The sequence below is a fragment of the Nitrosomonas sp. Is24 genome (genome assembly GCF_033063335.1).
Lineage (GTDB): Bacteria > Pseudomonadota > Gammaproteobacteria > Burkholderiales > Nitrosomonadaceae > Nitrosomonas.
Genome location: NZ_JAWJZG010000001.1, coordinates 143,540 through 169,236 on the forward strand (window position 1 = coordinate 143,540; position 25,697 = coordinate 169,236).

Annotated in this window: 23 protein-coding genes; 16 read left to right on the forward strand and 7 right to left on the reverse strand. The window is 47.4% G+C overall.

All coding sequences use genetic code 11. From position 1 onward, the window contains the following. Nucleotides 1-110: 110 nt before the first annotated feature. From R2103_RS00620 to cysB, 4 genes are all read right to left on the reverse strand, one after another. The gene (locus R2103_RS00620) at nt 111-977 is read right to left on the reverse strand and encodes a Tim44 domain-containing protein (protein WP_317529659.1); all 867 of its coding nucleotides are present in this window, start codon (nt 975-977) and stop codon (nt 111-113) included. Between the two features lie 146 nt (nt 978-1,123). Further along, on the reverse strand, nt 1,124-1,591 hold the full coding sequence (locus tag R2103_RS00625) for a DUF3293 domain-containing protein (RefSeq protein WP_317529660.1): 468 nt from the start codon (nt 1,589-1,591) through the stop codon (nt 1,124-1,126). Then, nucleotides 1,563-2,117: a cytochrome c gene (locus tag R2103_RS00630; protein ID WP_317529661.1), complete on the reverse strand. Its 555-nt coding sequence runs from the start codon at nt 2,115-2,117 to the stop codon at nt 1,563-1,565. Before R2103_RS00630 ends, R2103_RS00625 begins: the two co-directional genes overlap by 29 nt. A gap of 83 nt (nt 2,118-2,200) precedes the next feature. After that, nucleotides 2,201-3,151, reverse strand: a complete 951-nt coding sequence (cysB, locus tag R2103_RS00635) for an HTH-type transcriptional regulator CysB (protein WP_317529662.1) — start codon at nt 3,149-3,151, stop codon at nt 2,201-2,203. Between the two features lie 430 nt (nt 3,152-3,581). Between cysB and R2103_RS00640 the strand changes: the two genes are divergently transcribed. The 11 genes from R2103_RS00640 to R2103_RS00690 all read left to right on the forward strand — a co-directional run bounded on the left by R2103_RS00640 (nt 3,582) and on the right by R2103_RS00690 (nt 16,000). Beyond that, on the forward strand, nt 3,582-3,809 hold the full coding sequence (locus tag R2103_RS00640) for a hypothetical protein (RefSeq protein WP_090314841.1): 228 nt from the start codon (nt 3,582-3,584) through the stop codon (nt 3,807-3,809). Nucleotides 3,810-3,857: 48 nt separating this feature from the next. Then, nucleotides 3,858-5,600 (forward strand): nitrite/sulfite reductase, encoded by a 1,743-nt coding sequence (locus tag R2103_RS00645; RefSeq protein WP_317529663.1) that lies wholly within the window; start codon nt 3,858-3,860, stop codon nt 5,598-5,600. A 5-nt stretch (nt 5,601-5,605) separates the two neighbouring features. Continuing rightward, entirely contained in the window at nt 5,606-6,133 is a 528-nt protein-coding gene (locus R2103_RS00650; RefSeq protein ID WP_317529664.1) for a DUF934 domain-containing protein, read from the forward strand. Further along, nucleotides 6,130-6,828: a phosphoadenylyl-sulfate reductase gene (locus R2103_RS00655; protein ID WP_317529665.1), complete on the forward strand. Its 699-nt coding sequence runs from the start codon at nt 6,130-6,132 to the stop codon at nt 6,826-6,828. The genes R2103_RS00650 and R2103_RS00655 overlap by 4 nt, the downstream gene beginning before the upstream one ends. A gap of 315 nt (nt 6,829-7,143) precedes the next feature. Beyond that, nucleotides 7,144-7,566 carry a response regulator gene (locus tag R2103_RS00660; protein WP_317529666.1) on the forward strand — a complete coding sequence of 141 codons (423 nt, stop codon included), beginning with the start codon at nt 7,144-7,146 and terminating at the stop codon, nt 7,564-7,566. A gap of 76 nt (nt 7,567-7,642) precedes the next feature. Continuing rightward, on the forward strand, nt 7,643-8,857 hold the full coding sequence (locus R2103_RS00665) for an EAL domain-containing response regulator (RefSeq protein ID WP_317529667.1): 1,215 nt from the start codon (nt 7,643-7,645) through the stop codon (nt 8,855-8,857). A gap of 96 nt (nt 8,858-8,953) precedes the next feature. Then, entirely contained in the window at nt 8,954-12,493 is a 3,540-nt protein-coding gene (locus R2103_RS00670) for an FAD-dependent oxidoreductase (RefSeq protein ID WP_411172637.1), read from the forward strand. Then, nucleotides 12,490-12,885, forward strand: coding sequence for an Hpt domain-containing protein (locus R2103_RS00675; RefSeq protein ID WP_317529669.1), 396 nt, complete (start codon nt 12,490-12,492; stop codon nt 12,883-12,885). The genes R2103_RS00670 and R2103_RS00675 overlap by 4 nt, the downstream gene beginning before the upstream one ends. A gap of 283 nt (nt 12,886-13,168) precedes the next feature. Beyond that, nucleotides 13,169-14,296, forward strand: a complete 1,128-nt coding sequence (locus R2103_RS00680) for a Re/Si-specific NAD(P)(+) transhydrogenase subunit alpha (RefSeq protein WP_317529670.1) — start codon at nt 13,169-13,171, stop codon at nt 14,294-14,296. 15 nt (nt 14,297-14,311) lie between these two features. Then, nucleotides 14,312-14,620, forward strand: coding sequence for an NAD(P) transhydrogenase subunit alpha (locus tag R2103_RS00685; RefSeq protein WP_090314859.1), 309 nt, complete (start codon nt 14,312-14,314; stop codon nt 14,618-14,620). Next, nucleotides 14,621-16,000 carry an NAD(P)(+) transhydrogenase (Re/Si-specific) subunit beta gene (locus R2103_RS00690; protein WP_317529671.1) on the forward strand — a complete coding sequence of 460 codons (1,380 nt, stop codon included), beginning with the start codon at nt 14,621-14,623 and terminating at the stop codon, nt 15,998-16,000. It abuts the gene before it with no gap. A 92-nt stretch (nt 16,001-16,092) separates the two neighbouring features. On the opposite strand, the gene R2103_RS00695 is transcribed toward R2103_RS00690, so the two are convergent. Beyond that, nucleotides 16,093-17,607 (reverse strand): EAL domain-containing protein, encoded by a 1,515-nt coding sequence (locus tag R2103_RS00695; RefSeq protein ID WP_317529672.1) that lies wholly within the window; start codon nt 17,605-17,607, stop codon nt 16,093-16,095. An 85-nt stretch (nt 17,608-17,692) separates the two neighbouring features. After that, nucleotides 17,693-18,691: a phosphoglycerate mutase gene (locus R2103_RS00700; RefSeq protein WP_317529673.1), complete on the reverse strand. Its 999-nt coding sequence runs from the start codon at nt 18,689-18,691 to the stop codon at nt 17,693-17,695. A gap of 334 nt (nt 18,692-19,025) precedes the next feature. On the opposite strand from R2103_RS00700, the gene icd reads away from it, so the two are divergent. Next, nucleotides 19,026-20,276 (forward strand): NADP-dependent isocitrate dehydrogenase, encoded by a 1,251-nt coding sequence (gene icd, locus R2103_RS00705; RefSeq protein WP_317529674.1) that lies wholly within the window; start codon nt 19,026-19,028, stop codon nt 20,274-20,276. A gap of 122 nt (nt 20,277-20,398) precedes the next feature. Here icd and R2103_RS00710 read toward each other — a convergent pair whose 3' ends face one another. Beyond that, nucleotides 20,399-20,602, reverse strand: coding sequence for a cold-shock protein (locus R2103_RS00710; RefSeq protein WP_013964362.1), 204 nt, complete (start codon nt 20,600-20,602; stop codon nt 20,399-20,401). A 290-nt stretch (nt 20,603-20,892) separates the two neighbouring features. Here R2103_RS00710 and clpS point away from each other — a divergent pair, with 290 nt between their 5' ends. The 4 genes from clpS (at nt 20,893) to nrdR (ending at nt 25,694) form a co-directional block, all read left to right on the forward strand. Beyond that, complete coding sequence (gene clpS / locus R2103_RS00715; protein ID WP_317529675.1) at nt 20,893-21,201, forward strand: ATP-dependent Clp protease adapter ClpS; 309 nt, start codon at nt 20,893-20,895, stop codon at nt 21,199-21,201. 1 nt (nt 21,202) lies between these two features. Continuing rightward, nucleotides 21,203-23,458, forward strand: coding sequence for an ATP-dependent Clp protease ATP-binding subunit ClpA (gene clpA, locus R2103_RS00720; RefSeq protein WP_317529676.1), 2,256 nt, complete (start codon nt 21,203-21,205; stop codon nt 23,456-23,458). A 439-nt stretch (nt 23,459-23,897) separates the two neighbouring features. Beyond that, on the forward strand, nt 23,898-25,145 hold the full coding sequence (gene glyA, locus R2103_RS00725; RefSeq protein WP_317529677.1) for a serine hydroxymethyltransferase: 1,248 nt from the start codon (nt 23,898-23,900) through the stop codon (nt 25,143-25,145). 66 nt (nt 25,146-25,211) lie between these two features. Next, nucleotides 25,212-25,694, forward strand: coding sequence for a transcriptional regulator NrdR (nrdR, locus tag R2103_RS00730; RefSeq protein ID WP_317529678.1), 483 nt, complete (start codon nt 25,212-25,214; stop codon nt 25,692-25,694). The last annotated feature ends 3 nt before the right edge of the window (nt 25,695-25,697 follow it).

Sequence of the window (25,697 nt, forward strand, 5' to 3'; positions counted from 1 at the left end):
ATGCTGAGAATTGATGAAGAATTAGAAAAGAGATTCTGCTTTGGTTGAAACCCGGCCAGATTATAGTGTCAGAGGCTTGTCTGGCCGGGGTGAAGCTACTACCGTAAGAGTTACGAAACTTGTTGAATTCCGGACAATAACCAAGTGGCGTTAGGATCTTTCAAATCTTTTTGCACGTGCCAGATTTCATCAAATGCTTCCGGTTCGCCGTTTGGAAGTTCGCGCAGCTGACCGGTGAAGCGCACGCTGGCAATCGCCATATCCTCGGTAGTTTCCACTTCCAGCAAGTTGGCATCGATAAACATGACTTCCGATTTTTGTTGCGTATCGCCTTGTTCTTTCATCTGTGCGCTTATTTCTGCCAGCATTTCCGCGGTTGTGAAATCACGGATTTCATTGATATCGCCACGATCATGCGCGGCCTGTAAGCGGATAAACGAGGCTTTGGCGTTGCGGATAAAAGGTTCTACTTTGAAATCCGCAGGAATATTCGATTGCTGATATGTGCCTCCGCTGTCTTCACCGGAAGCAGTTTCTGCAGGTGCAGTGAAGGGGGGCGTATTGAAACGGTCTTGCGTACCCGCAGCAGCACCCATGCCGGAATACTGCATCGAAGCGGCGTGCTCCGTTTTGGGTTTTCGCAGCATACGGATGACGAAGAAAACAACGCCGATCAGTAACGCCATAATCACAAAATCCATCATGTTGATATTTTCAAACGCACCGCCCATGAAGAGCGCAGCCAATAAGCCGCCCGCTGCCAGGCCCGCTAATGCGCCGCCCCATTTGCTGCCAGCGGAAGGAGCCGCGGCTGGTGTTGCAGCAGGCGCTGCTTTTTGCGTATTGGGTGCCGGATTGACCGATTGGCGTTGCGTGCCTATATTTTTACCGCCGCCCATACGTTTTGCTTCCGCATCGAAAGCGAGTAATCCAAAACTAAGAAAAGCCAAAGTCAGAAAGGTGAGTGTCTGCTTCATCGTTTTGTCTCCCAAACTGTTATTAAAAGATTGAGTATAGCATCGTGCTTGTATTGCCAGCTATACAGAATTTTTCGACCTTGGATATCCTGAAAAATTTCAAGTTATTTTGTTACTGCAGGTAATGGATGAAGTGTCTTACGTGACTAACGCAGCAAGTGCAGACGGGGAATTGCGTCACGCTCTATCCACACAATCGCATTTTGGTTAAATTGCTGCCCTAATGATTTTGCGCTGTGTATATCGATCCCGGGGATAAAAAAACTTTTTTCTGCCGGCCATACGCCAGCCGGATCCGTGTGCACACTTTCAATGCTTGGATAAGCGTGACAGACCAGAAAATGTCTCAGCGATTCATGCGCCGCTACGTTTTCCTCATTGCTGACTAATTGGCTGCACGGGTTATAGGCGCTGATGATCGCCGCGCAAGATTGATTTGACGTCGCCAAGAATTGCGCGAGCGGTTCTGAGTATTGATCGATTTTTAGCGTAATGCATTCAGTTGCAGTGCCGATCCGGTAATCCGCGTGGGTGTAGTTTGCGATCAGTGAACCGGAGATCGTTGAAGAAATGGGATTTTTCCGGCTAATGTTCATGCGCATGGCTATGGTCATGCGCGGAATCCTTGGCTGAATGGACGAGCTCATCGTATTGCTCGGGTGTCATATGGCTCATTTTGAGGATGAAGGCGGTCATTGCCCAAATCGAATCATCGTCGTGACTGAGCCCCCAAGCCGGCATAGCGGTCATTTTCAAACCGTTTTTGATTACCCAGAAATATTCTTTGGCGCGATCCTGTTTTCCGGCTTGATCGATGACCGGTTCGCGCTGATGAAATACCGGCGGCTGGGGGTACAAACCGATGGAAAGTTCGGTTGGCTTCAAGCCGGGTGCAAGATGGCAGACCGGGCACATGGCATCGTAGTGAACCGCACCTGCCAACAGCAGCTTCTCATCATCCAAAGGCGGTACTTCGAGATCCTTGGCGCGCGCTTCAATGGAGCTTTCACGCACCCATTCGATGATTTTTTCAGTGATGGCCCAATGCTTCTCGGTGGCTGCCATATTGTAAGCACCGGAACCAAGAGCGGTTATGACCAGAACGAGTAATGCCAAAAACAAACTCAGAATCTTTTTCATGTTTCACCTCTATTAGATGATTGAGCGCTGGTTGCTTGGGCCGGATAGCTTTGCGATCATCGTACTTTCAATTCCGGTGAGAATCAACTTGCATTCTCGGGATCGGCGGATTTGCCTCTTTCCAGCTTGCTTTGAATACTGGCGTGATCAAGATGAGGCGCAAACATTTCGATGAAATCAAGAATATAACCACGCATATAGCTATTGCGGCTGATACCGATGCGTGTGGTGCTGGGTTCAAATAGATGACTGGCATCGATGGATCTGAGGGTTTTATCGCGCTTGGCATCGAAAGCCATGTTGGCAAGAATGCCAACACCCAGTCCCAGCTCCACATAGGTTTTAATCACGTCAGAGTCAATTGCGGTGAGTACCACATTGGGTTCTAATCCGCAGCTTGCGAATGCCTGGTTGATTTTTGAACGGCCGGTAAAAGTCGAATCATAAGTGATGATGGGATAGCGATTGATCGCTTCCAGCGTGAGTTTTTTTAATTTCAGCAACGGATGTTTGGGCGGCACGATGATGCAGCGGTTCCACTGATAGCAGGGCAGCATGATAAGCTCTTTATATTGTTCAAGCGCTTCGGTGGCGATTCCAATATCCGCTTCACCCGAAGTGACCAAAGCGGCAATCTGTACCGGGCTGCCTTGCCGCAAAATGAGTTTGACCTTCGGGTAGCGCGCGGTAAAACGCTTGATTACAGGTGGCAAAGAATAACGCGCCTGAGTGTGAGTGGTCGCGATGGTTAACGTGCCGCCGGCTTCGTTGGTAAATTCTTGTGCTATTTTCTTCAGGTTGTCAGCGTCACGCAGCATTTTGACGGCTGTTTGTATGATCAATTGTCCTGGCGGTGTTATTTTTACAATGCGTTTGCCATTGCGCAGAAAAATATCGACGCCGAGTTCTTCTTCGAGCAATTGGATTTGCTTGCTGATAGCCGGTTGAGAAGTGTGCAGATTTTTTGCCGCCCTAGATAAGTTCATGTCCTGATTGGCGGTTTCGCATAAATAGCGCAGTTGCTGAAGTTTCATAGGTTACGCCTGCTAATAAAAAATGGTGATATGTATCTAATATAATATTATTTTGATTTATAAATAGGTATTGGTATCATGCCATGCGGCTAAAAGTGGAAAAATGCGGTTGCAAGATTCATTCTGTCAGGTTCTCTGATTAGTTTCATTTATCATACACACTAGAATTGATTGCCGTGACAAGTTACAGGCGATTCCGCTTGGTTTTTTGATAAAATAACAAATTACGCTAAGCTCCGTAAAAAAATGTGAACAAAGACGGCTAAGCAGCGGTAACGGTTGTCAATACGATTGCAGTGTGTTGAATTTTAATAAAAGTGAAAAAGCTGATGCCGTGCATCAGGATGATAAGGTGAGCGGCTGGGGGGGGCGGATTGCTGATTATTGGCAGGTCTCGGCAATTTCCCATTAATGAAACTAGGATTAATTAATGAGTACAAATATTGAGAATAAACCGAAACAAGTAACATGGTTTAATGGGTGTGGCGGACGGATCGGTATCGTGGTGGGCGAAAGCGGTGAGCATGCCTATATCGGCATGGCATTGCGGCATGATGAAGACGATGATGTGGACCATATCATGAAGTATGGCGCCAAATTTCCATTGGATGCGGCCTTATTGCTGCCGGTATCGAAACGATATACGCAAGAATCCTAAAGGCAAATCCATTGGGTATCTTTGAATGAATAGGCGGGGAAATTAACGATGTATCGCTATGATGAATATGATCAGCAAATAGTGGATGAACGTGTCAGGCAGTACCGCGATCAGGTGCGCCGCCGTCTTTCCGGTGAATTGACCGAGCAAGAGTTTTTGCCGTTGCGGTTGCAAAACGGTTTGTACATGCAAATACATGGGTACATGTTACGGATTGCGGTGCCCTACGGTCTGATTTCTTCGCAGCAGATGCGTATGTTTGCGCATATTGCGCGCAAGTATGACCGTGGTTATGGTCATTTCACCACACGTCAGAACATTCAGTTCAATTGGCTCAAATTGCAGGATACACCCGATATCCTCGCCGATTTGGCGTCGGTGCAAATGCACGGCATTCAAACCTCTGGCAATTGTGTTCGCAACATTACCTCGGATGAATTTGCCGGTGTTGCACAGGACGAAGTGGTGGATCCCCGTCCGTATGCCGAGATTTTGCGCCAATGGAGCACGTTTCATCCGGAATTTGCCTATTTGCCGCGCAAATTCAAGATCGCCATCAGCGGTGGTAAAGAAGACCGTGCAGCCATTTATGCGCACGATATCGGATTGGCGGCTATCAAAAATGCGCAAGGTGAAGTTGGCTTCCGGGTTGTGGTGGGTGGCGGATTGGGACGTACACCGATTATTGGCAGTGAAATCTGTGAATTTGTGCCACGGCAGCATATTTTGACGTATGTCGAATCCATTCTGCGGATATATAACCAGTATGGCCGCCGCGACAATAAGTATAAAGCGCGTATCAAGATTCTGGTCAAGGCGCTGGGGATCGATGAATTCAAACGTCAGGTTGAAGCAGACTGGGCGGATCTGAAAGACGGTCCCGGCACGTTAACCGGCGAGGAAGTCGACCGGGTCGCATCATTCTTTACCGATCCGGCGTATGAAACATTACCCGATCATGATTCGAAGCTGAATGAATTCAAAGCGGACAGCCGCTCGTTCTCGAATTGGCTATCGCGCAACGTCAAGCCGCACCGGGTTCCCGGTTACGCGATTGTGGTATTGTCATTGAAAAAACCGGGCAATGCACCCGGCGATGCCACCGCTGAGCAAATGGATTTTGTTGCGGATCTGGCGGATCGCTACAGTTTCGGTGAATTGCGCATCACGCATAAACAAAATCTGGTATTGGCGGATGTCCGGCAAAAGGATTTGATCAGTCTGTGGCAAGAGGCTTCCGCTCAGGAGTTGACGACGCCTAATATCGGTATGCTGACGGATATTATCAGTTGCCCGGGCGCGGAATTCTGCACGCTGGCCAACGCACGCTCGATTCCGCTGGCGAAATTGATTGCCGAGCGTTTTGAGAATCTGGATTATTTGTACGATATCGGTGAAATTACGCTGAATATTTCAGGTTGTGTCAATGCCTGCGGACAGCACCACATCGGCAATATCGGTATCACCGGTGTGGAGAAGAAAGATCACGATGAGTGGTATCAAGTATCAATCGGTGGCGCGGAAGGTAACGACAGCTCGATCAGCAAAATTATCGGTCCTTCCTTTACCTTCCATCAAGTGCCGGAAGTCATTGAGCGGTTGATTCATGTCTATTTGCGTGAACGCTTCGAAGACGAAAGTTTTATCGGCACGGTACGCCGCATCGGCCATGCGCCTTTCAAAGAGCATGTGTATGCGACCGATTTCGTCGCACAGGAAGATGAAACTGCCAGCAAACACGTCGTGCTGCCCGCGCACTACGAGGTGCCTTATTATTCCCCCAGGTTTTAATGGACATGATTATCAAAAATAAAGCTATTGTCGCGGATGATTGGATGGTGTTGCGGTTGCAGGAACAAGAAACTCCTGAAAACGTTAGTGTTGCACCCGGTAAAGTCATTGTGCCGCTGAAAGTATGGCAAGCGCAACGTGAAACATTGCAACAACGCAAGGAAATCGGCGTATGGCTGGCCAGCGATGAGCGGCCTGAAGAATTGAAAGGCGATATAGAAAAATTTTCCGTAATTGCGGTTGATTTTCCGAAATTCTCGGATGGCCGTGGTTACTCGATCGCCTTTAATCTGCGCGCGCGCTTAGGGTATAGCGGAGAGTTGCGTGCGATTGGCGATGTATTGCGCGATCAGTTGTTTTATTTACAGCGCGTGGGTTTTGACGCGTTTGCGCCGCGCCCGGACCGGAAAATTGAAGATGTGATAAAAGGTTTGGGCGATTTTTCTGAAGTGTATCAAACTTCGTTTGATCAAAAACTGCCGTTGTTCCGGCGCGTACAGCGCAAAGCAAACGAAGCGGCATCCGGTCAATGAGTGATTTGCAACAAAAAATCGAGCAGGTTGTTGCGGTTCTGACCGAAACAACCTGTGACTTTGCGCCAGTTACCTTTGCCAACAGTCTGGGCGCGGAAGATATGGTTTTGACCGATATCATTGACCGCTATCAGCTCGATATCGATATGTTCAGTCTGGATACCGGCCGTTTGCCGCAAGAGACCTATGATTTGATGCAAGTCGTGCGGGAGCGGTACAAAACACCGTTGCGTATCTATTTTCCCAATGTAAAACAGGTTGAGGCCTATGTCGCCGAGCATGGCGTCAATGGGTTTTATGACAGTATCGAGTTGCGCAAGGCATGCTGCCATATCCGTAAAGTCGAACCACTGCGCCGCGCCTTGCAGGGTAAGCGCGCCTGGATCACCGGAATGCGAAGCGAACAAGCATCGACCCGGTCGAATTTGAAAGTATCCGCTTACGACATGGACAACCGCATGCAGAAAGTCAATCCATTACTGGATTGGTCCAATGCGGAAGTCTGGGAATATCTCAAGCACTATGAAGTGCCTTATAACAAGCTGCACGATAAGTTTTATCCCAGCATCGGCTGCGCTCCGTGCACTCGTGCCATTACACCGGGAGAGGATATCCGTTCCGGGCGCTGGTGGTGGGAAGCACCGGAGAATAAAGAGTGTGGATTGCACAGCAGCAAGGTTGTACCCATAAAATAACACCTGCAATTTGTTTGTACGTCATTGTTGTAAATCATTTGAGTTGGGCTGGAATCTGCTTAACTGTTGGAATGATTGCTTGATGGCTGTGATCTGAACAAAAATAAAACTGAACTGAACTGAACTGAACTGAACTTGTGTTTAATATTGCCGTGCCTTTCCCTTGTGAATTAGGGGGAAATTCATTGCGGCCGTAGTGTGTATTTCTGAGTGATATCAAATCAAGTATGCGATAAATTCGCAGATACAGGTAGAATATCGGCTGGAATTCATCGGGCTGGAAGTGCAAGGAAAATATTAAATCAAGCTAACAGTATGAATTTGATAAAAGAACAGAATAAAAAACTGAAGGGATTTACTATCCTGGTGGTGGAAGATAACGAATTGAACCAGCAAGTTGCTAAAGGCTTGCTGGAATATAACGGTGCGACTGTAGCGATAGCCAATCATGGAAAAGAAGCATTGGAGATGTTGAGTAAATCTCCCTTCGACTGCGTATTGATGGATATTCAAATGCCCGTGATGGATGGCTTGGAAGCCACGCAATTAATCCGTGCCAACCCGCAGTGCCCGGATACTTTGATCATTGCAGTAACAGCCAACGCAGATCAGCATCACAAAGATTTATGCCAAAGCGCGGGTATGAATGATTTTTTGACAAAACCAATTGATCCAGAACGGTTGGTCAATACGCTGTTGAAGTGGCTGATGCCAAAACCCGATGCACAGATCTCATGAGCGCTAAAAGATAAAAATGAATGGTTTTTTCTTGCTAAATCGGCTGCTTCTGATTGCGTATTAATTACATTTCTGGATGAATAACGAAAAGCCGATACGTGTGCTGGTGCTCGATGATGACAGATTTATGCTTGAATTTGTCAGTCATTTGCTCAGGGATCTGGGCGTCAGCGAAGTGCTGGTTGCTGAGGATGGCAAGGCTGGCTTGTTTGTTATGTCCGCGCAAGTCTCTGCGATTGACTTGCTGATTTGTGATATTGAAATGCCGGGTATGGATGGTATTGAGTTTCTGCGCAATATTGCGGATCAATATTACAACGGTAAGATCGTGTTATTTTCCGGTGTTAATCCCGATTTGCTCAAAGCAACAGAACGCTTGGCTTCTGTACGCGGGTTGAATGTCATTGGCACATTGGCAAAACCGGTGACGGTCGGTTCGCTGGCAGCCATTTTGGATCAGCTATCGATACCTGTCCCGAGACGTGCTAATCCGGCCCGGATACGGCAGATTTTCACGATGGAAGAGATTCAGCAGGCCTTGGCGGCGGATCAGATTGATTTATTTTATCAACCCAAAATCGACGTCTCCAGCCGCCGTGTTACCAGTGTCGAGTGCTTGGCACGGTGGTGCCATGCGCAATACGGATATGTTTCTCCGGATAACTTCATACCGGTGATTGAGCAAAGTGGATTGATCAATGACTTTACTCGTGATGTATTGAGAAAATCCGCTCTGCAATTGGATTTGTGGCTGCAACAAGGGTTTGATTTAAAGATTTCAGTCAATGTTTCCATGGAAAATCTGGACCGGTTTAATTTGCCGGAAATTTATGCAATGGCCGTGCGCGATTGTTATGTGCCGATTGACCGGATAACGCTGGAAATTACCGAGGGCAAGCTGGGAAAGGATTTCGCGCAATCCTTGGACATTCTGACGCGGCTTAGGCTGAAGGGGTTTGGATTGGCTATCGACGATTTCGGCATAGGCTACTCATCGATGGAAACGCTCAAACATATGCCCTTTACCGAGCTCAAAGTCGATCGTATTTTCGCGCATGGCGCGGCAAAAGATCCGGCAACTCGTGCCATTCTGGAGTCGAGTATAAAATTAGGTAAGGCGCTTGGCTTGAATGTCGTGGTGGAAGGCATTGAGACCCGAGCAGATTACCAGCTGGCGGTAGAACTCGGATGTGATGAAATTCAAGGATTTTTTATTGCGAAACCGATGCCCAGCGGTGAGTTTACCGAATGGTTATCGAAACATGAAAAAACACGGGATGAGCGATTCTAAACGATCGGGGTTTTGGACAATAACCAAACACCGGCTGTAAGTACATTCGTATAAAATTAAGTAACAAGTGACTAATTGATTAAGAATATGACAAAAATGGATGCAACGTTGCACACTCAAACGGGAACAATCGCTGATACGTCTAATTTTAGCTTTGGCTTTACCATAGCCGATTTCTACCGGCGAAGCGGCTTGGTCAGGCTGGATCAAGTATTTCTGGATTTTCTTCGCACCGGCGATGAAGCGCTGTATAAAAAATTAGAGACTGCACGCGCGCATCCGGATGATTTACTGCCTAAAGATGAATCCGCTTTATTGATCGAGATTGCGCCTTGGTTAGAAGATTTCATTGCCCGGTTGTTCAACATTGAGACCGAAGTGCAGCAATTGGCGGCGCGGCATCACGAATTGGCGCCGCTGTATTTTTGTAAGCGGCAATTTGTTCAGCGTCGCGCCAAAAGTAAAGTGAGCGATGAAGAGCTGGCAGGCATTGATGGCTTGGCGCTGGAAAAAGAACTGGCAGCTGAATTCGGCGAGGCTTTCTCAGAACTGATTTTCGCGACCAAAGTCACGCAGTGGATGGACGCGGAAGCGGAAAATGAAGCCCGTTTGAACAAAGCACTGCAATATGCAGCTTGGGCGTTACGCACACCGGCAGGCCAGCAGCATACGCATCAGGGTATTTTGTTCAAATCCCCTGCAAAGCTCGATTTTCAGCATCTGCTCTCGCTGCAAACGGATGATTCTGCCGGTTATACGATGCACCAGCTTGGGCATTTGCGTGAGCGCAACGGTTTTGCACTGACTGATAACGGCACCGATCTGATGGGTGCGCTTGATGAAACCAATTACTGCATCTGGTGCCATGAGCAGGGCAAGGACTCGTGCTCCAAGGGATTGATACAAAAATCCAAATCTTCGGATGAGCCACCCGCGTTCAAACGTAGCGAACTGGGTGCACTGCTGGCAGGTTGTCCGCTGGAAGAACGCATTTCGGAGTTTCATAAACTCAAATCGCAGGGTGTCGCCGTGGGCAGTTTGGCCATGATTACACTGGATAATCCGATGTGTGCCGGTACCGGTCACCGTATCTGCAACGATTGCATGAAATCCTGCATCTATCAGAAGCAAGAGCCGGTTGATATTCCACAAGCCGAGACCCGCACGTTGAAGGACGTATTGGCGCTGCCGTGGGGATTTGAGATTTATAGTCTGCTGACGCGCTGGAATCCTTTGAATCTGCACCGTCCGGTACCGAAACCGGCATCTGGACGCAAGGTTCTGGTGGTGGGTATGGGACCGGCCGGTTACACGCTGGCACATCATTTGATGAATGAAGGGCACACCGTCGTCGGCATTGACGGACTTAAGATCGAACCTTTGCCGGGAGACATCTCGGGTGTTAACCAGAAGGGTGAACGTGTGCCATTTCAAGCGATCCGCCTTGCCAGTACGCTGGAAGAAAATCTGGATCAACGGATGCCGGGCGGTTTCGGAGGGGTGGCGGAATATGGCATTACCGTGCGCTGGAATAAAAACTTTCTGAAACTGATCCGCTTGTTACTGGAACGCCGGGAAGAATTCGCATTGTTTGGCGGCGTGCGTTTTGGCGGCACATTGACGACCGATGATGCTTTTGCCATGGGATTCGACCATGTAGCCCTGGCTGCCGGTGCCGGACGTCCGACCGTGCTGGACTTGCCGAATGGATTGGCGCGCGGTGTACGGGCGGCATCGGATTTTCTGATGGGGCTGCAACTGACAGGAGCCGCGCAGAGCGATTCCATTGCCAATATGCAGCTACGCTTGCCGGTGGTGGTGATTGGCGGCGGTTTGACCGCGATCGATACCGCAACCGAAGCACTGGCGTATTATCCAGTACAGGTGGAGAAATTCCTGCAGCGCTATGAAATTCTAACGGCGGTGCAAGGGGAGGCGGCAATCCGTGCAGTATGGGATGAGGAAGAACAGCAAATTGCCGATGAATTTCTAGTGCATGCCCGCGCCATTCGCGCCGAACGGGCGGTAGCTGAACAGGAAAAACGCACGCCGCGTATCATCCCTCTGCTGCAATCCTGGGGTGGCGCAACCATCGCCTACCGCAAGCGTTTGATCGACAGTCCTTCCTATACGCTGAACCATGAAGAAGTGGAAAAAGCGCTGGAAGAAGGAATCTGGTTTGCCGAGGGAATGACGCCAACGCGGGTTAACATTGATGCCTGGGGACATACTCAGTCGGTGCAATTTGCCGTACAGAAACGCGATGAAACCGGACAGTGGCAGGATGCCGGCAAGGTTGAATTACCGGCGCGCGCTTTGCTCGTTGCTGCGGGAACGCAGCCCAATACGGTATTGGCGCGTGAAGATGGAGAAATTTATCAACTCGATGGCCGCTACTTCAATGCATGCGATGAAGATGGTCATCCGATCAAGCCGACGTACGCCAATCCCAAGCCGGACTATCCGTCGGTATTGCTGAGCCGTTACAAGGATGGGCAAGATGGGCGTTTCATCAGTTTCTTTGGCGATTTGCACCCTTCTTATTCGGGTAACGTCGTGAAAGCGATGTCCAGCGCCAAACAAGGTTATCCGGTGGTAAGCCGGGTATTGGAGCGGATCAAACCGTCGTTGGATCAACCCGCCGGGCAATTTTTCGCAAACTTGAACAACCGGCTGCGGGCAATGGTTTACAAAGTGGAAAGGCTCGCTCCGAATATTATCGAAGTGGTTGTGCATGCACCGATGGCGGCGGAACATTTTCAACCGGGTCAGTTTTACCGCTTCCAGAATTTTGCCACGCTGGCGGCACAGGCCGAAAATACCCGGCTGGCGATGGAAGGTCTTGCATTGACGGGAGCTTCGGTGGACATTGAACGCGGATTGGTTTCGCTCATTGTTCTGGAAATGGGAGGATCTTCCGATCTGTGCGCAATGTTGAAACCGGGTGAGCCGGTTGTGCTGATGGGGCCAACGGGAACACCGACAGAAATTCCATCCAATGAAACCGTGGTGCTGGTGGGAGGCGGTTTAGGCAATGCGGTGCTGTTCTCCATTGGCGCAGCGGCACGCGTAGCGGGATCGAAAGTGCTGTATTTCGCTGGCTACAAAAAGCTGGTCGATCGCTACAAAGTGGCGGAAATTGAAGCCGCGGCTGACATCGTGGTATGGTGCTGCGATGAAGCGCCGGGTTTTACGGCGACGCGTCCGCAAGATAAAAGTTATGTCGGGAATATTGTCCAGGCCATGGTGGCTTACGCCAGTGGCGAGCTGGGTGTGCAGCCGGTGGCCTTATCCGATGCCGACCATATTATTGCAATCGGTTCGGATCGCATGATGGCGGCGGTCGGGGTTGCACGTCATCATCAGTTGAAGCCTTACTTGAAAGCGGATCATTTTGCGATTGGTTCGATCAACTCACCGATGCAGTGCATGATGAAGGAAATCTGCGCGCAGTGCCTGCAACCTCATGAAGATCCCGAGACCGGAAAAATTACCTATGTATTCTCCTGCTTTAATCAGGATCAGCCATTGGATCAGGTCGATTTCCCCGGACTAGCAACGCGCTTGCGTCAGAATACGGTGCAAGAGAAATTGACCAGCCGCTGGATCGACCGTTGTTTAAAATCCGGAGCATGACGAAAGTGATAAAACAAGTCGAAGCAGGATCGGATCCGGAAGCGCCGTTACCGGTTGATATTTCCGTGATGAGTCAGATGTTTCATAACAACTCAGCGTTGGTGCGTAAATTCGGCCTCAAATTTATCGAAGTGGCCAATGACACGTTAGTGGAAATGAAAGCCGCGCAAGCCGAGAAAGATTTACTTGCGCTAGGCCGCTTAGGGCATAAATTGAAATCTTCGGCCAGAACAATCGGTGCCGCGGGTTTTGCCGATTTATGCGAAGCGCTTGAGACTGCGGGCGTCAATAATAACTGGTCCGACGCGGAATCGTTGCTAACGAAGATTCCGCCTTTGCTGGAGCGGATTACGCAGCAATTGGAAAACGAATTCAGCAAAATGGATGAGTGAACTTCGTGGCAGAAACCGCAGTTTTCCAGGCAGCTTAAGAAAAATGCATTGAGATGAGTGGCGGAGCAGTCGCTTTCATCCGCTGCTCTGTACGCTTCATGTGTTGTCATTATCACTACAATAAACTGGGTCAGTTATCAAAGAATCCAGTCATATCAAGTTTTTCCTGATCCAATTAATGGCATTGCGTGCAAATTGATTTATAATCCGCAATTCATTAAAAAATTAAGCACAATTTTAGTTTTTATTTGCAAGCAGGTTGGCAAGAAAAGGGAGATTATCAATGCATATAGGCATACCAGCAGAGATTCGCGGCGGAGAAACCCGTGTAGCAGCTACACCGGAGACCGTGAAAAAATATACTGCCAAGGGTGTTCATAAGGTTTCAGTGCAATCAGGCGCTGGGGCGGGAGCGAGTATACCGGATTCGGCTTATCAGGAGGCTGGTGCGACGATTGTCGCTGACGTGGCTGAGTTGTATGCGCAAGCGCAAATTGTACTCAAAGTGCGTGGCCCGGAATCCGCCGAGCTGGCCATGATGCGCAAAGATTCGGTATTGCTGGGATTATTGTCGCCGCATCATAAGGAAGGTGTCGATGCGCTGACGCAGCACGGGTTGACCGCCTTTGCGATGGAAAAATTGCCGCGCATTTCGCGCGCGCAGAATATGGATGTTTTGTCATCGCAAGCAAACATCGCAGGCTATAAAGCGGTGATCATGGCGGCCAATGTGTATCAAAAATTCTTTCCCATGTTGATGACCGCGGCGGGTACTGTCAAAGCAGCGCGGGTATTAATTCTGGGTGCGGGTGTTGCTGGTTTGCAAGCGATTGCAACGGCGAAAAGACTGGGAGCCGTGGTTGAAGCTTTTGATGTGCGTCCGGCGGTGAAAGAACAAGTGGAAAGTTTAGGCGCCAAGTTTGTGGAAGTGCCGCTCAGCGATGAAGAAAAAGCCAAGGCTGAAACAGCAGGCGGTTATGCGACTGAGATGTCGGATGATTACAAGCGGCGCCAGGGTGAATTAGTGCATGAACGTGCGATCGCGGCAGATATCATTATCACCACCGCGCTCATTCCAGGACGACCAGCGCCTGTTCTGATCAAGGAAGAAACTGTTCGGGCGATGAAGCCGGGTTCGGTGATTGTCGATATGGCGGTGGAAGCTGGCGGTAACTGTCCGCTATCGGAATTAAATCAAACTGTAGTTAAACATGGCGTGCATCTGATTGGTGTTGCGAATCTGCCCGGTTTGGTGGCAGCGGATGCCAGTACTCTGTATGCGCGCAACCTGATGAATTTTCTGAATCTGATGCTTGATCCGGCAAGCGGTGAATTAAAAATAGATCGTACGGATGAGATCATTGCGGGAACATTACTGTGCGGCGGCGGAGAGATCGCCGCTACATCATAATTTAAAGGAGTAATCATGATTGGTGAAGTCGATCCGGTGATTGTTAATTTAACGGTCTTTGTGCTGGCCATTTTTGTCGGCTACCATGTGGTGTGGAACGTCACACCCGCACTGCATACCCCGCTCATGTCGGTAACCAACGCCGTTTCCGGTATCATCTTGGTTGGTGCCATGCTGGCGGCCGGTCCTGCGGAAACCGACTGGGGTGTCTGGCTGGGTGCCGCAGCGGTTACGTTGGCTGCGATTAATGTATTTGGCGGGTTTCTGGTAAGTCAGCGCATGTTGGAAATGTTCAAGAAAAAAGATAAAAAAGGAAACGCCTAAATGTCAGCAAATCTAGTTGCACTTGCATATTTAGTAGCTTCGGTATTCTTCATACTGGCGTTAAAGGGGCTGAGCTCGCCCGAGTCTGCGCGCCGCGGCAATCTTTTTGGCATGATTGGCATGGCCATTGCTGTTGCCACAACACTGACGTTGACGCAAAACTGGATTTTGATTTTGGGTTGTATTGCCGTGGGCGGTCTGATCGGTGCAATCGTGGCGCAACGCGTGCAAATGACCGCAATGCCCGAGCTGGTTGCATTCATGCATTCACTGGTTGGTTTGGCGGCAGTTTTTATCGCGATTGCAGCAGTCAATAATCCGGTTTCGTTCGGATTACCCGCGGTATTGCCTGCGGGTAGTAAGCTGGAACTGTTTTTGGGCACGTTTATCGGCGCCATGACATGGTCGGGCTCCGTCATTGCATTCTTAAAACTGTCAGGGCGCATGAGCGGCACGCCGATCGTATTTAGCGGTCAGCATGCGGTTAATTTGCTGTTGGCGCTCGCGATGGTTGGCTGCGGTTTATGGTTCTTCTTCAGTGAAACGACTAATTGGACCGCATTTATTGCCATGACCGCAATCGCGTTTGTGCTGGGATTCCTGATTATCATCCCAATCGGTGGCGCGGATATGCCGGTGGTGATTTCCATGTTGAACTCCTACTCAGGCTGGGCTGCGGCAGGTATCGGCTTCTCGTTGGGTAATCCAATGCTGATCATTGCCGGATCGTTAGTGGGCAGTTCGGGTGCGATTCTCTCGTACATCATGTGTAAAGCGATGAATCGTCCATTCTTGTCCGTTATTCTGGGCGGATTTGGCAGCGATGGCGGTACTGCGGCGGCGGATAGCGGTGAGCAAAAAACCTACCGCAGCGGTAGCGCCGATGACGCAGCCTTCCTGATGGGGAACGCCGATAGTGTGATTATCGTGCCGGGTTACGGTTTAGCCGTTGCCAGAGCGCAGCATGCGGTGAAAGAATTGGCTGAAAAGTTGCATGAAAAAGGCGTCAATGTGCGCTTTGCCATACATCCGGTAGCCGGACGTATGCCGGGTCATATGAACGTGTTGCTGGCGGAAGCTGAGATTCCTTACGAACAAGTACAGGAAATGGAAGAAATCAACAGTGATTTCTCGAATACCGATGTGGTTTTGGTATTGGGCGCGAATGACGTGGTGAATCCTGCGGCTTATGTTGCTGGTAGCCCGATTTATGGCATGCCGATATTGGATGTGCATAAAGCGCGCACCGTTATGGTGGTTAAGCGCAGTATGGCCGTCGGTTATGCTGGGCTTGATAATGATCTGTTCTACATGGATAAGACCATGATGATTTTTGGCGATGCCAAGAAAGTTGTGGAGAGCATGGTCAAAGCTCTATGATGTAATGGATTTTAAAGTCTAAAACAAAAGGCGCAATTATAGTTAATTGCGCCTTTTGTTTTTATCGATACATTTTTTCAATACTTATGGCGCTAAGCAACCGATTCAAGATCATTGAATGGATGGGGCTTAGCAATACCAAATCCTTGCGCATAGTCCACACCAATTTCCCGCAGCTTTGCCGTGATGTCATCGGTTTCAACGAGCTCAGCGATGGTTTGAGTACCAGCTTTAGTGGCAAATTCGTTAATGCTGATTATTCTGGCTAAGTCTTCCTCATCGCGCAGTATGTTGCAAACAATGCTTCCATCAATTTTCAGATAATCGACTTTGATCTTATCGAGCAGACTGAATGATTCTGGAGTTTCATTGAAGCTGCATAATGACACCAGGCACCCTAATTCACGAATTTTATTGGTAAACGTGCGCGTGTCATTGGTAAGGATTTCCGCATCGGAAATTTCAACTTCAAAACAAAGGCTGGAAGCAGGAACGCCTGTTCTCTTTAATAAATCTTGAATGAAACCGGGGAAGGCCTGGTCATTCAGAGAGTCTTTGGCGACATTCAAATAAAATACTGAATTGGCATTAGGGTGATCCGACAGCCAATGGATAATGTGATTAATGATCCACCGATCCAGCTTGGGCATCATCTTGAATTGATCGACAAGCGGTAGGAACGAGCCCGGGGGCATAAGATTATTTTCTTCCTCGTGCATACGGATCAGAATTTCGTAATGGGAGGACGAAGAAACTGAGGGTTTGATGGGAATTATTTTTTGGCAATATAAATTAAATTCGCCGCCTTCAATGGCTTGAGCGATGCGCGCTGCAGTTACACCCTGTTGTTTAGAAGTCTGTGTGTTTGGCTGAAGGCTTGCTTCGATCTTAATAGGTGCTGGATCGGGTTTCTTCGGTTCTGCTTTTGCTGTGTTTTCTTCTTTGATATTTTTTGGTGAAACACGGGTTTTTTCTTGCGCCCGAGGTGTGTGCAATGTATAGAAGCCGATTGTTTTGCCTTTATTGTCAAGATGCGGAAGGTACTGTTCGGTGAAAATATAAGGAAAACCTTTGGTGGATTTGAGAACGCGTTCGTTATGTATGGTTTTCCCGGCTAAGATTTCTTCAATACGATTTTGAATATCGGAGAAGAATTCTTCATTCGAAAATTCCTTTAAATGCCGGCCATCAATCTGATCCGGTTTTAGTCCGAACCAGCGGCGGAAAATCCGGTTATGGTAGCGGCAGCGCAGATCGTTATTAAAATAAGCCAGCATGACTGGAATGTTTTCATCGATAAATTGCGATTTTACTTTATTCTCGGAAGCGGTTTTTTCTGCCCATAACCGGTGCTTGATCTCATTACCTAATCTTTCCTTGCTTACAATAAGTTGATCGGAAAGATTCCGGGTATTTTTCTCTGCGCGTGCTATCTGAATGATTGTAATCAAGATCATGAAGATTAATGAAAACCATAATGCAGTTTGCAAGTGCGGTGCAATTTCGGCGACCAAGTATGGGCCAGCTGCTAGCGTAACTGCCAGCGTGAACGTAATGCTGGTGGCCAAATAAGGCTTAACAATATTAAATAAAGAAGTTTTTTGCACGGTAATTCCTTATTCCTGTTAGCTGAAATTCTTGATAAAGGGATTAGCTGTATAGATATCGCAAGAATGCTTGTTCATAATCCGGCTAGTGTATTTTACTGTGGATGGAGAGTGGTTTGGTTATGCGCCAAAATTTCCATAAGTCGGAACTTGTCAACGAAAAGTCTCGCGATGAAGTCTCATTTAACGCCGTAATGGTCAATTGATTGATTTTTCCTTCCTTGAGCGCTGTATGTAAAGGAGAGAACCAGTTGTGCTCCATATCTTTAAGTGTCTCACGCCAGCCATAAGCATTTCTGTATTGAGCTTTCTCTCGCAATGAATCCAATACTATAAGATGATCCCCGTTTGGTTGCGTCATGAGCCATTCGTTTGCATCGGCCGGTAGCCTTGAATGGCTTGTACCATCGGCGAGTGCTAATGCGCGAGGTAAATCATCGTTACTCCACACATGCGTATAAGGCGACCGGACAAATTGCGGCATGCTTCCGCCACCCCATAACCAGATGCTATTAATGGTGAGCTCACCACGCGATTCACGTGCTTGATTAACCGGATGTTCATGCAATAACATTTGAATTTCATTGAAAACTTTATGCCATAGCACGCTGTCAGTACCGGATGGCAAGAAATTATTGATGTTTTTACAAGTGACCTGACTAAGCATGTGCGTTTGCATGTCTGCTATCGCAGGTAAGCGGATGTACCACCGGTCCGGTCGTAATGACAACAAAGTGAAACCATCATGACTGAAATTATGATTGATATCCTGTATCAATTCATTGGCTTCTTCTTCGGTGATCCGGAAAGCTTGGCTATCAGCGAGCATGATATGATTTTGTTCAATGCGAAGGTGAACAGGATCGGCACGCATCCAAAAATCTTTACTAGCTTTTGCCAGGTCAGGCGCATCGGTGTGCAACATGATCGGTGCAATAGGCCAGTTATTTTGTTGTCGTGCGATATTAAACTGTTGGCACAGCCAAGCTTCCGTTGCATGGATTGGATTTGTCGAGGAGATGCTTTTTGATAACAGTGTTACCAAGTGACGCATCGGTAATTCATCATAAATGTTTTGCTGCAATGCATCGGACCAAAATAGATCAGGTATGAGAAGATTTAAATTCATTATAGAGAATAAATCACATGAGGTGATTTTGATAATTTATTGATTTTGCTGAATTGAGCTTGAAAACTGATTCGAATGATCAGCATTAATAATGGCCATTGCTGATGTTGTCTGTCATGGAAAGGCATCCTGTTTATAACGTATAATGCTCATCGAGTTTAAGTCCATTCCAGTGCGAGATTGAGAATTTTTCTTGCGATGCGGTCGGGATAGGACGGCCATATAGTTTTGCATAAAAATCCCTGATAATTGGCTCATTATAAATTGTATTTGAATACTTGGAGATACTATGTATCAGCATGTAAAGATACCCAGTGATGGAGAAAAAATTCGGATCAGTACCGATGGTTTGTTGACAGTACCTGATAATCCAATCATTCCTTTTATTGAAGGTGATGGGATTGGTATTGATATTACTCCAGTAATGAAAAAGGTTGTTGATTCGGCAGTTGAAAAGGCCTACGGCGGGAAGCGCAAGATTTCATGGATGGAAATCTATGCAGGTGAGAAAGCAACGAAAGTGTATGGATCGAATGTGTGGTTACCGGATGAAACCTTACAGGCCGCAAAAGAGTTTGTGGTTTCCATCAAAGGTCCGCTTACAACTCCGGTAGGCGGGGGTATTCGTTCGATTAATGTCGCGTTGCGTCAGCAGCTCGATTTATATATCTGTTTGCGGCCTGTGCGCTATTTTAGCGGCGTACCCAGTCCTGTGAAAAGTCCGGAAAAAACGGATATGGTCATTTTCCGGGAAAATTCCGAGGATATTTATGCCGGCATTGAATGGGAGGCGGAATCTGAGTCTGCTAAGAAAGTAATTGATTTCTTGGTTAAAGATATGGGGGTAACGAGTATACGTTTTCCTCAAACCTCCGGTATCGGTATTAAGCCTGTTTCAAGAGAAGGTACTGAGCGTTTTGTACGCAAAGCCATTCAGTATGCCATAGACAATCAGCGTAAATCGTTAACGCTGGTGCATAAAGGCAATATCATGAAGTTTACTGAAGGCGCATTTAAGAAATGGAGTTATGCAGTGGCAGCCAATGAATTCGGTGCAGAGTTGCTGGATGGCGGTCCATGGATGAAATTGCTGCCGGAAAAGGGTGGAATTATCGTTAAAGATGTGATCGCGGATGCTTTTTTGCAGCAAATCTTATTACGCCCGGAAGAATATGATGTGGTAGCTACTTTAAATCTGAACGGTGATTATATTTCTGACGCATTGGCTGCGCAGGTTGGGGGGATTGGCATCGCACCGGGAGCTAATTTGAGTGATTCCGTTGCGATCTTTGAGGCGACGCATGGCACTGCGCCTAAATATGCCGGGAAAGATCAGGTAAATCCCGGTTCGATCATATTATCTGCGGAGATGATGCTGCGTCATATGGGTTGGATGGAAGCGGCCGATATGATTATCAAAGCGATGGAAGCAACTATTCAGCATAAGATTGTTACTTATGATTTTGCGCGATTAATGCCGGGCGCTCAGCAGGTTTCGTGCTCGGCTTTTGGAAATGCGATGATTAAATATCTGGCTTAATAAAGTTAGGGTTTGAAAAAGAAGGTAAAAAAATGCCTCTTCCTATTACAGGAAGAGGCATTTTACTATCAGGCTAAAACCTTATTATTGTCAATAAGTACTAAACCAGTATTTTATAAAAGTTAAGCGGATTGGATATTAGAGGCTTGTTTTCCTTTAGGTCCTTGAGTGACATCAAAACTCACTTTTTGACCTTCTTTAAGGGTTTTAAATCCGGACATGTTGATTGCTGAGAAGTGCGCGAATAAATCTTCACTGCCATCATCTGGAGTAATAAAACCAAAACCTTTGGAATCGTTGAACCATTTTACTGTACCTGTTGCCATTTCTACTTCCTATATAAAAAACTGGGCCGGAAACCCTAATACTATTTGAATTTCAAGACCATTGACGGATAAAACCAGTACCGCTGAAAACTTGAAGTCAAACGCCATTTGCTGTTTTACGCAAATCCAGGGTTAAAGTCAAGAGGTTACGGGATATTTATGTTTGCGGATTTGGTAATTATCTTAAGAGACTTGAAAATTTTGTCGTAATCGTCAAATATGTCATCACTGGAAGGAAGTATTTTTATGCTAATTATATTTATAATTGGAGTCAGATAGGGAAAAGCGTGATGACGGAAAGTAACACGGAAGCCGTTAAACTTGCAGAGGATAAGGTAAAGCATGAGCAGCCCCCGCTGTATAAGATACTATTATTGAATGATGATTTTACACCGATGGAGTTTGTGATTGAGGTGTTGAAACTATTTTTTTCTATGAATCAAGAGCAAGCGACGCGAATAATGTTAAAGGTGCATACGGAGGGAGTTGGAGTGTGTGGCATTTACCCTAGTGATATTGCAAGTACGAAGGTTAAGCAAGTGATTGAATTTGCCAGGAAGAATCAGCATCCACTGAGATGTGTAATGGAGGAAAACTGAAATGATCGCGCCAGATTTGGAAGTCAGTTTGCACATGGCGTTTGTAGAGTCCAGGCAAAAACGCTATGAATTCATTACAGTGGAGCATTTGTTGTTGGCAATGCTGGATAATGCAAGCGCCGCTGAAGTATTAAATGCTTGCTTAGTTGACATTGAAGAATTGCGGTTGGTATTGCTGGATCATATTTCACGGCATACCCCGGTCATTAAAGGCAGTGAAGAAGTTGATACGCAACCGACCCTGGGTTTTCAGCGGGTGATACAACGCGCTATATTGCATGTTCAGTCATCGGGGAAAAAAGAAGTGACCGGTGCCAATGTGCTGGTGTCAATATTCGGTGAAAAGGATTCTCACGCGGTTTATTTCTTGCATCAACGAGGTGTGACGCGTTTGGATGTGGTTAATTACATCTCGCATAATATCCGGAAAGTACCGCAAGAGAATGATGCTAAAACCGGGAGTGAAGGAGAGGCAGAGCATGAATCGAATGCCGGTGGATTGCTCGAAAGTTACACGGTGAATCTCAATCATCTGGCGCTTATCAATAAAATCGATCCATTAATCGGGCGTGAAAAGGAAATCGAACGCGTTATTCAAACGCTATGCCGGCGCCGTAAGAATAACCCTTTGCTGGTTGGTGAAGCGGGCGTCGGAAAAACAGCAATTGCTGAGGGTTTGGCAAAACGTATTGTTGAAGAAGATGTACCTGATCTTCTGCTCAAGCATCAGATTTATTCGCTGGATATGGGCGCATTGTTGGCCGGTACCAAATATCGCGGTGATTTTGAGCAGCGCTTAAAAACGCTGCTAAAACAACTTACTGATAATCCTGCTGCGATTTTATTCATCGATGAAATTCATACGCTCATCGGCGCAGGCGCTGCATCCGGTGGAGTCCTGGATGCATCGAATCTGCTGAAACCGGTTTTAAGTTCGGGGCAATTGCGATGCATTGGTGCTACCACTTTCAGTGAGTATCGCGGGATCTTCGAGAAAGATCATGCATTATCAAGACGTTTCCAGCAAATAGAAGTAAATGAGCCCAGTGTTGATGAGACAGTGGCTATTTTGCGCGGGCTGAAATCACGCTATGAGCAGCACCACAAGGTTAAATATACTGCTGGCGCATTAGTTTCTGCCGCCGAGCTATCGGAACGCTATATCAACGATAGGCATTTGCCGGACAAAGCCATCGATGTGCTCGATGAAGCGGGCGCTGCGCAACGATTATTGCCGAAATCGAAAAAACGTAAAGTTATCGGCAAAAGTGAAATTGAAAGTGTGGTCGCGAAAATTGCACGAATCCCGCCGCAGAATATTTCGACCAATGATCGCAATAAGCTAAGAACACTGGGTCGTGATATGAAAGCAGTTGTTTTTGGACAAGATAATGCAATCAATGCATTAACGTCCGCGATCAAAATGGCAAGAAGCGGACTCGGCAATCCACGGAAACCGGTGGGTTCTTTCCTTTTTTCGGGTCCAACTGGGGTGGGAAAAACCGAAGTTGCAAGGCAACTGGCTTATGCATTAGGCATTCATTTGCATCGCTTTGATATGTCTGAATACATGGAACGTCATGCAGTGTCGCGCTTGATCGGCGCACCGCCCGGGTATGTCGGATATGATCAGGGCGGTTTGCTGACTGAAGCGATGATTAAACACCCCTATTCGGTTCTATTATTTGATGAGATCGAGAAAGCGCATACGGATGTTTTCAATATTCTGCTGCAAGTCATGGATTATGGGACGTTGACGGACAATAATGGCCGTAAAGCTGATTTTCGCAACGTCATTATCATTATGACCACCAATGCAGGCGCCGAGTCTTTGACCAAATCCTCCATCGGATTTACACAATCGAAGTTTGCGGGTGATGAATTGGTCGATATTAAGAAGCTTTTCACCCCTGAATTCCGCAATCGGCTCGATGCCATTATTTCGTTTGCGCCGCTAAATCAGGAAATTATTTTGCAGGTAACCGATAAATTCTTGATTCAGCTTGAAACTCAGCTGCATGAGAAGAAAGTGGAGGCGACATTTACGGATAAATTGCGGAATCATCTTGCAAAACACGGCTTCGATCCGCTCATGGGGGCTCGTCCGATGGAGCGGTTGATACAAGACACCATTCGCAGCGCGTTAGCCGACGAATTATTGTTCGGGCGTTTAGTCAGCGGTGGTAAAGTGACTGTTGACATCGACGGTAACGATAAGGTGGTACTGCTATTTGAGGAAGAGGCCGCAATTATTTGAGTCCCGCCGCAACTAAATAAAAGTGCGATATAGATATTTTCCGGAGTGAAATACTGTTACGCGCTTTTATTTATGTCCTATTTTTATTGCCGCTGATTCAGACGGCGTTTGCGCAGATTTATCAATAACGATTGGCGTGTCTTGGCTGGAAGGCGCGCTAATGTTCCATATCGAAGCAAAGATTTTGATAGAAATTACTGAGAAAATCCACTTGCAAGAGAAGTTATTGAGAGTCAGAAACAATTTCCCGGCCAAGCCGAAGAATGGTCTAAAATTATAGATGCGGACTAGCGGTCATCAAGATAAATTCAAACCTTTTGCAAAGAATTTCCTGTCTTTTTTGTGCTGCTGCCATGAGATCAGCTATCAGCGTTTCAGCAGGTAGTGGTAATATACAAATTTTCTCGGTTCCAAAAAATTTCAAAGGATTGGTATCACCATGTTTTCGCAGAAACACACAATAGAAAATGTCGACCCGGAATTATGGCAGGCGATTAAAGGGGAGATGCAACGTCAAGAAGACTATATCGAATTAATTGCTTCGGAAAATTATGCAAGCCCCGCAGTCATGCAGGCGCAGGGTTCTGTTTTAACCAATAAATATGCCGAAGGTTACCCTGCAAAACGCTATTATGGCGGTTGTATGTATGCGGATCAGGTGGAGCAATTAGCGATTGATCGCTTAAAAGCGCTTTTCGGCGCTGAGTATGTCAATGTGCAACCGCACTCAGGATCTCAAGCCAATGCGGCGGTTTATTTATCCGTGCTGAAGCCTGGCGATACTCTGCTGGGCATGTCGCTCGCGCACGGAGGGCATTTGACACACGGCTCCAGCGTGAGCATGAGTGGAAAGATTTTTAATTCGATTTCATATGGCTTGCACCCGGATACTGAGCTGCTGGATTATGACGAAGTTGAACGGCTGGCTCATGAGCATAAACCAAAAATGATCGTTGCGGGTGCTTCTTCATACGCGCGAGTCATTGATTGGGGGCGTTTCCGCAAAATTGCTGATACCGTAGGCGCCTACTTGTTCGTCGATATGGCGCATTATGCTGGACTGGTTGCTGCCGGTTTTTATCCTAATCCCGTTGGTATCGCGGATTTCGTGACGAGTACCACGCATAAAACCCTGCGCGGTCCGCGTGGCGGCATTATCATGGCCAAGCCGGAGCATGAGAAAGCACTGAATTCCGCTATTTTTCCGCAAACTCAAGGTGGTCCCTTGATGCATGTGATTGCTGCCAAAGCAGTGGCATTTAAGGAAGCGGCCAGCAAGGAATTCAAGGATTATCAAGAGCAGGTGATCGAGAATGCGCGAGTCATGGCGAAAGTGCTGACCAATCGCGGTTTGCGTATCGTATCCGGACAAACCGATTGTCATATGTTCTTGGTTGATCTGCGGGCGATGAATCTGACCGGGAAGCAAGCGGAAGCATCGTTGGAGCATGCGCATATCACGGTTAATAAAAACGCTATCCCTAACGATCCACAGAAACCTTTCGTGACCAGCGGTATTCGTGTCGGTTCACCGGCCATAACCACGAGAGGTTTTAAAGAACTGGAAGCGGAACAATTGGCTAATCTGATCGCCGATGTGTTGGCGGCGCCGGAAGATGCGGCGGTTTTGTCACGTGTGGCTACTGAAGCAAAAAAATTGTGCGCAAAATTTCCGGTTTATGGATAAGCCTCATTAACCTGGATGGAAGTGAATAATCGTCTGTTCAGGTTGTTAATGCGGGTTTAACTGCGTATGAAATGTCCTTTTTGTAATGCCGATGACACCAATGTCATCGATTCCAGGGTCAGCGAGGATGGTCAAAAGATTCGCCGCCGCCGCCGCTGCCCTGCCTGCGATAAGCGTTTCACCACATACGAAACCGTCGAGCTTCGTTTGCCGCAAGTGGTTAAGCACGATGGCAGCCGGACGGAATTTGACCGCAATAAATTACTGACGGGGTTTAAGCGGGCGTTGCATAAACGCCCGGTTCCTACCAGTTATGTCGACGCTGCGATCGATCGCATTGTGCAAAAGTTTTTAGCCATGGGGGAACGCGAAGTTTCCTCGCGCAGCATCGGTGAAAGCGTGATGGAAGAGCTGTATAAGCTCGATAAAGTTGCCTATATCCGCTTTGCATCGGTTTATAAAAGTTTCCAGGATGTGGATGACTTTCGCGATGCAATCAAAGAAGTGCAAAAACCGCATCAGCCGTTGTCATCCAAGAAAGTATCCTGAATC

Bases quoted from the DNA above. Each gene is read 5' to 3' on its own strand.
- R2103_RS00660 (WP_317529666.1), top strand. From the start codon at position 7,144: ATGAATTTGATAAAAGAACAGAATAAAAAACTGAAGGGATTTACTATC.
- R2103_RS00640 (WP_090314841.1), top strand. From the start codon at position 3,582: ATGAGTACAAATATTGAGAATAAACCGAAACAAGTAACATGGTTTAAT.
- R2103_RS00670 (WP_411172637.1), top strand. From the start codon at position 8,954: ATGGATGCAACGTTGCACACTCAAACGGGAACAATCGCTGATACGTCT.
- R2103_RS00625 (WP_317529660.1), bottom strand. From the start codon at position 1,591: ATGACCATAGCCATGCGCATGAACATTAGCCGGAAAAATCCCATTTCT.
- R2103_RS00710 (WP_013964362.1), bottom strand. From the start codon at position 20,602: ATGGCAACAGGTACAGTAAAATGGTTCAACGATTCCAAAGGTTTTGGT.
- glyA (WP_317529677.1), top strand. From the start codon at position 23,898: ATGTTTTCGCAGAAACACACAATAGAAAATGTCGACCCGGAATTATGG.
- R2103_RS00680 (WP_317529670.1), top strand. From the start codon at position 13,169: ATGCATATAGGCATACCAGCAGAGATTCGCGGCGGAGAAACCCGTGTA.
- clpS (WP_317529675.1), top strand. From the start codon at position 20,893: ATGACGGAAAGTAACACGGAAGCCGTTAAACTTGCAGAGGATAAGGTA.
- R2103_RS00690 (WP_317529671.1), top strand. From the start codon at position 14,621: ATGTCAGCAAATCTAGTTGCACTTGCATATTTAGTAGCTTCGGTATTC.
- R2103_RS00655 (WP_317529665.1), top strand. From the start codon at position 6,130: ATGAGTGATTTGCAACAAAAAATCGAGCAGGTTGTTGCGGTTCTGACC.
- cysB (WP_317529662.1), bottom strand. From the start codon at position 3,151: ATGAAACTTCAGCAACTGCGCTATTTATGCGAAACCGCCAATCAGGAC.
- R2103_RS00645 (WP_317529663.1), top strand. From the start codon at position 3,858: ATGTATCGCTATGATGAATATGATCAGCAAATAGTGGATGAACGTGTC.
- nrdR (WP_317529678.1), top strand. From the start codon at position 25,212: ATGAAATGTCCTTTTTGTAATGCCGATGACACCAATGTCATCGATTCC.
- R2103_RS00665 (WP_317529667.1), top strand. From the start codon at position 7,643: ATGAATAACGAAAAGCCGATACGTGTGCTGGTGCTCGATGATGACAGA.
- clpA (WP_317529676.1), top strand. From the start codon at position 21,203: ATGATCGCGCCAGATTTGGAAGTCAGTTTGCACATGGCGTTTGTAGAG.
- R2103_RS00675 (WP_317529669.1), top strand. From the start codon at position 12,490: ATGACGAAAGTGATAAAACAAGTCGAAGCAGGATCGGATCCGGAAGCG.
- R2103_RS00620 (WP_317529659.1), bottom strand. From the start codon at position 977: ATGAAGCAGACACTCACCTTTCTGACTTTGGCTTTTCTTAGTTTTGGA.
- R2103_RS00630 (WP_317529661.1), bottom strand. From the start codon at position 2,117: ATGAAAAAGATTCTGAGTTTGTTTTTGGCATTACTCGTTCTGGTCATA.
- R2103_RS00650 (WP_317529664.1), top strand. From the start codon at position 5,606: ATGATTATCAAAAATAAAGCTATTGTCGCGGATGATTGGATGGTGTTG.
- R2103_RS00685 (WP_090314859.1), top strand. From the start codon at position 14,312: ATGATTGGTGAAGTCGATCCGGTGATTGTTAATTTAACGGTCTTTGTG.
- icd (WP_317529674.1), top strand. From the start codon at position 19,026: ATGTATCAGCATGTAAAGATACCCAGTGATGGAGAAAAAATTCGGATC.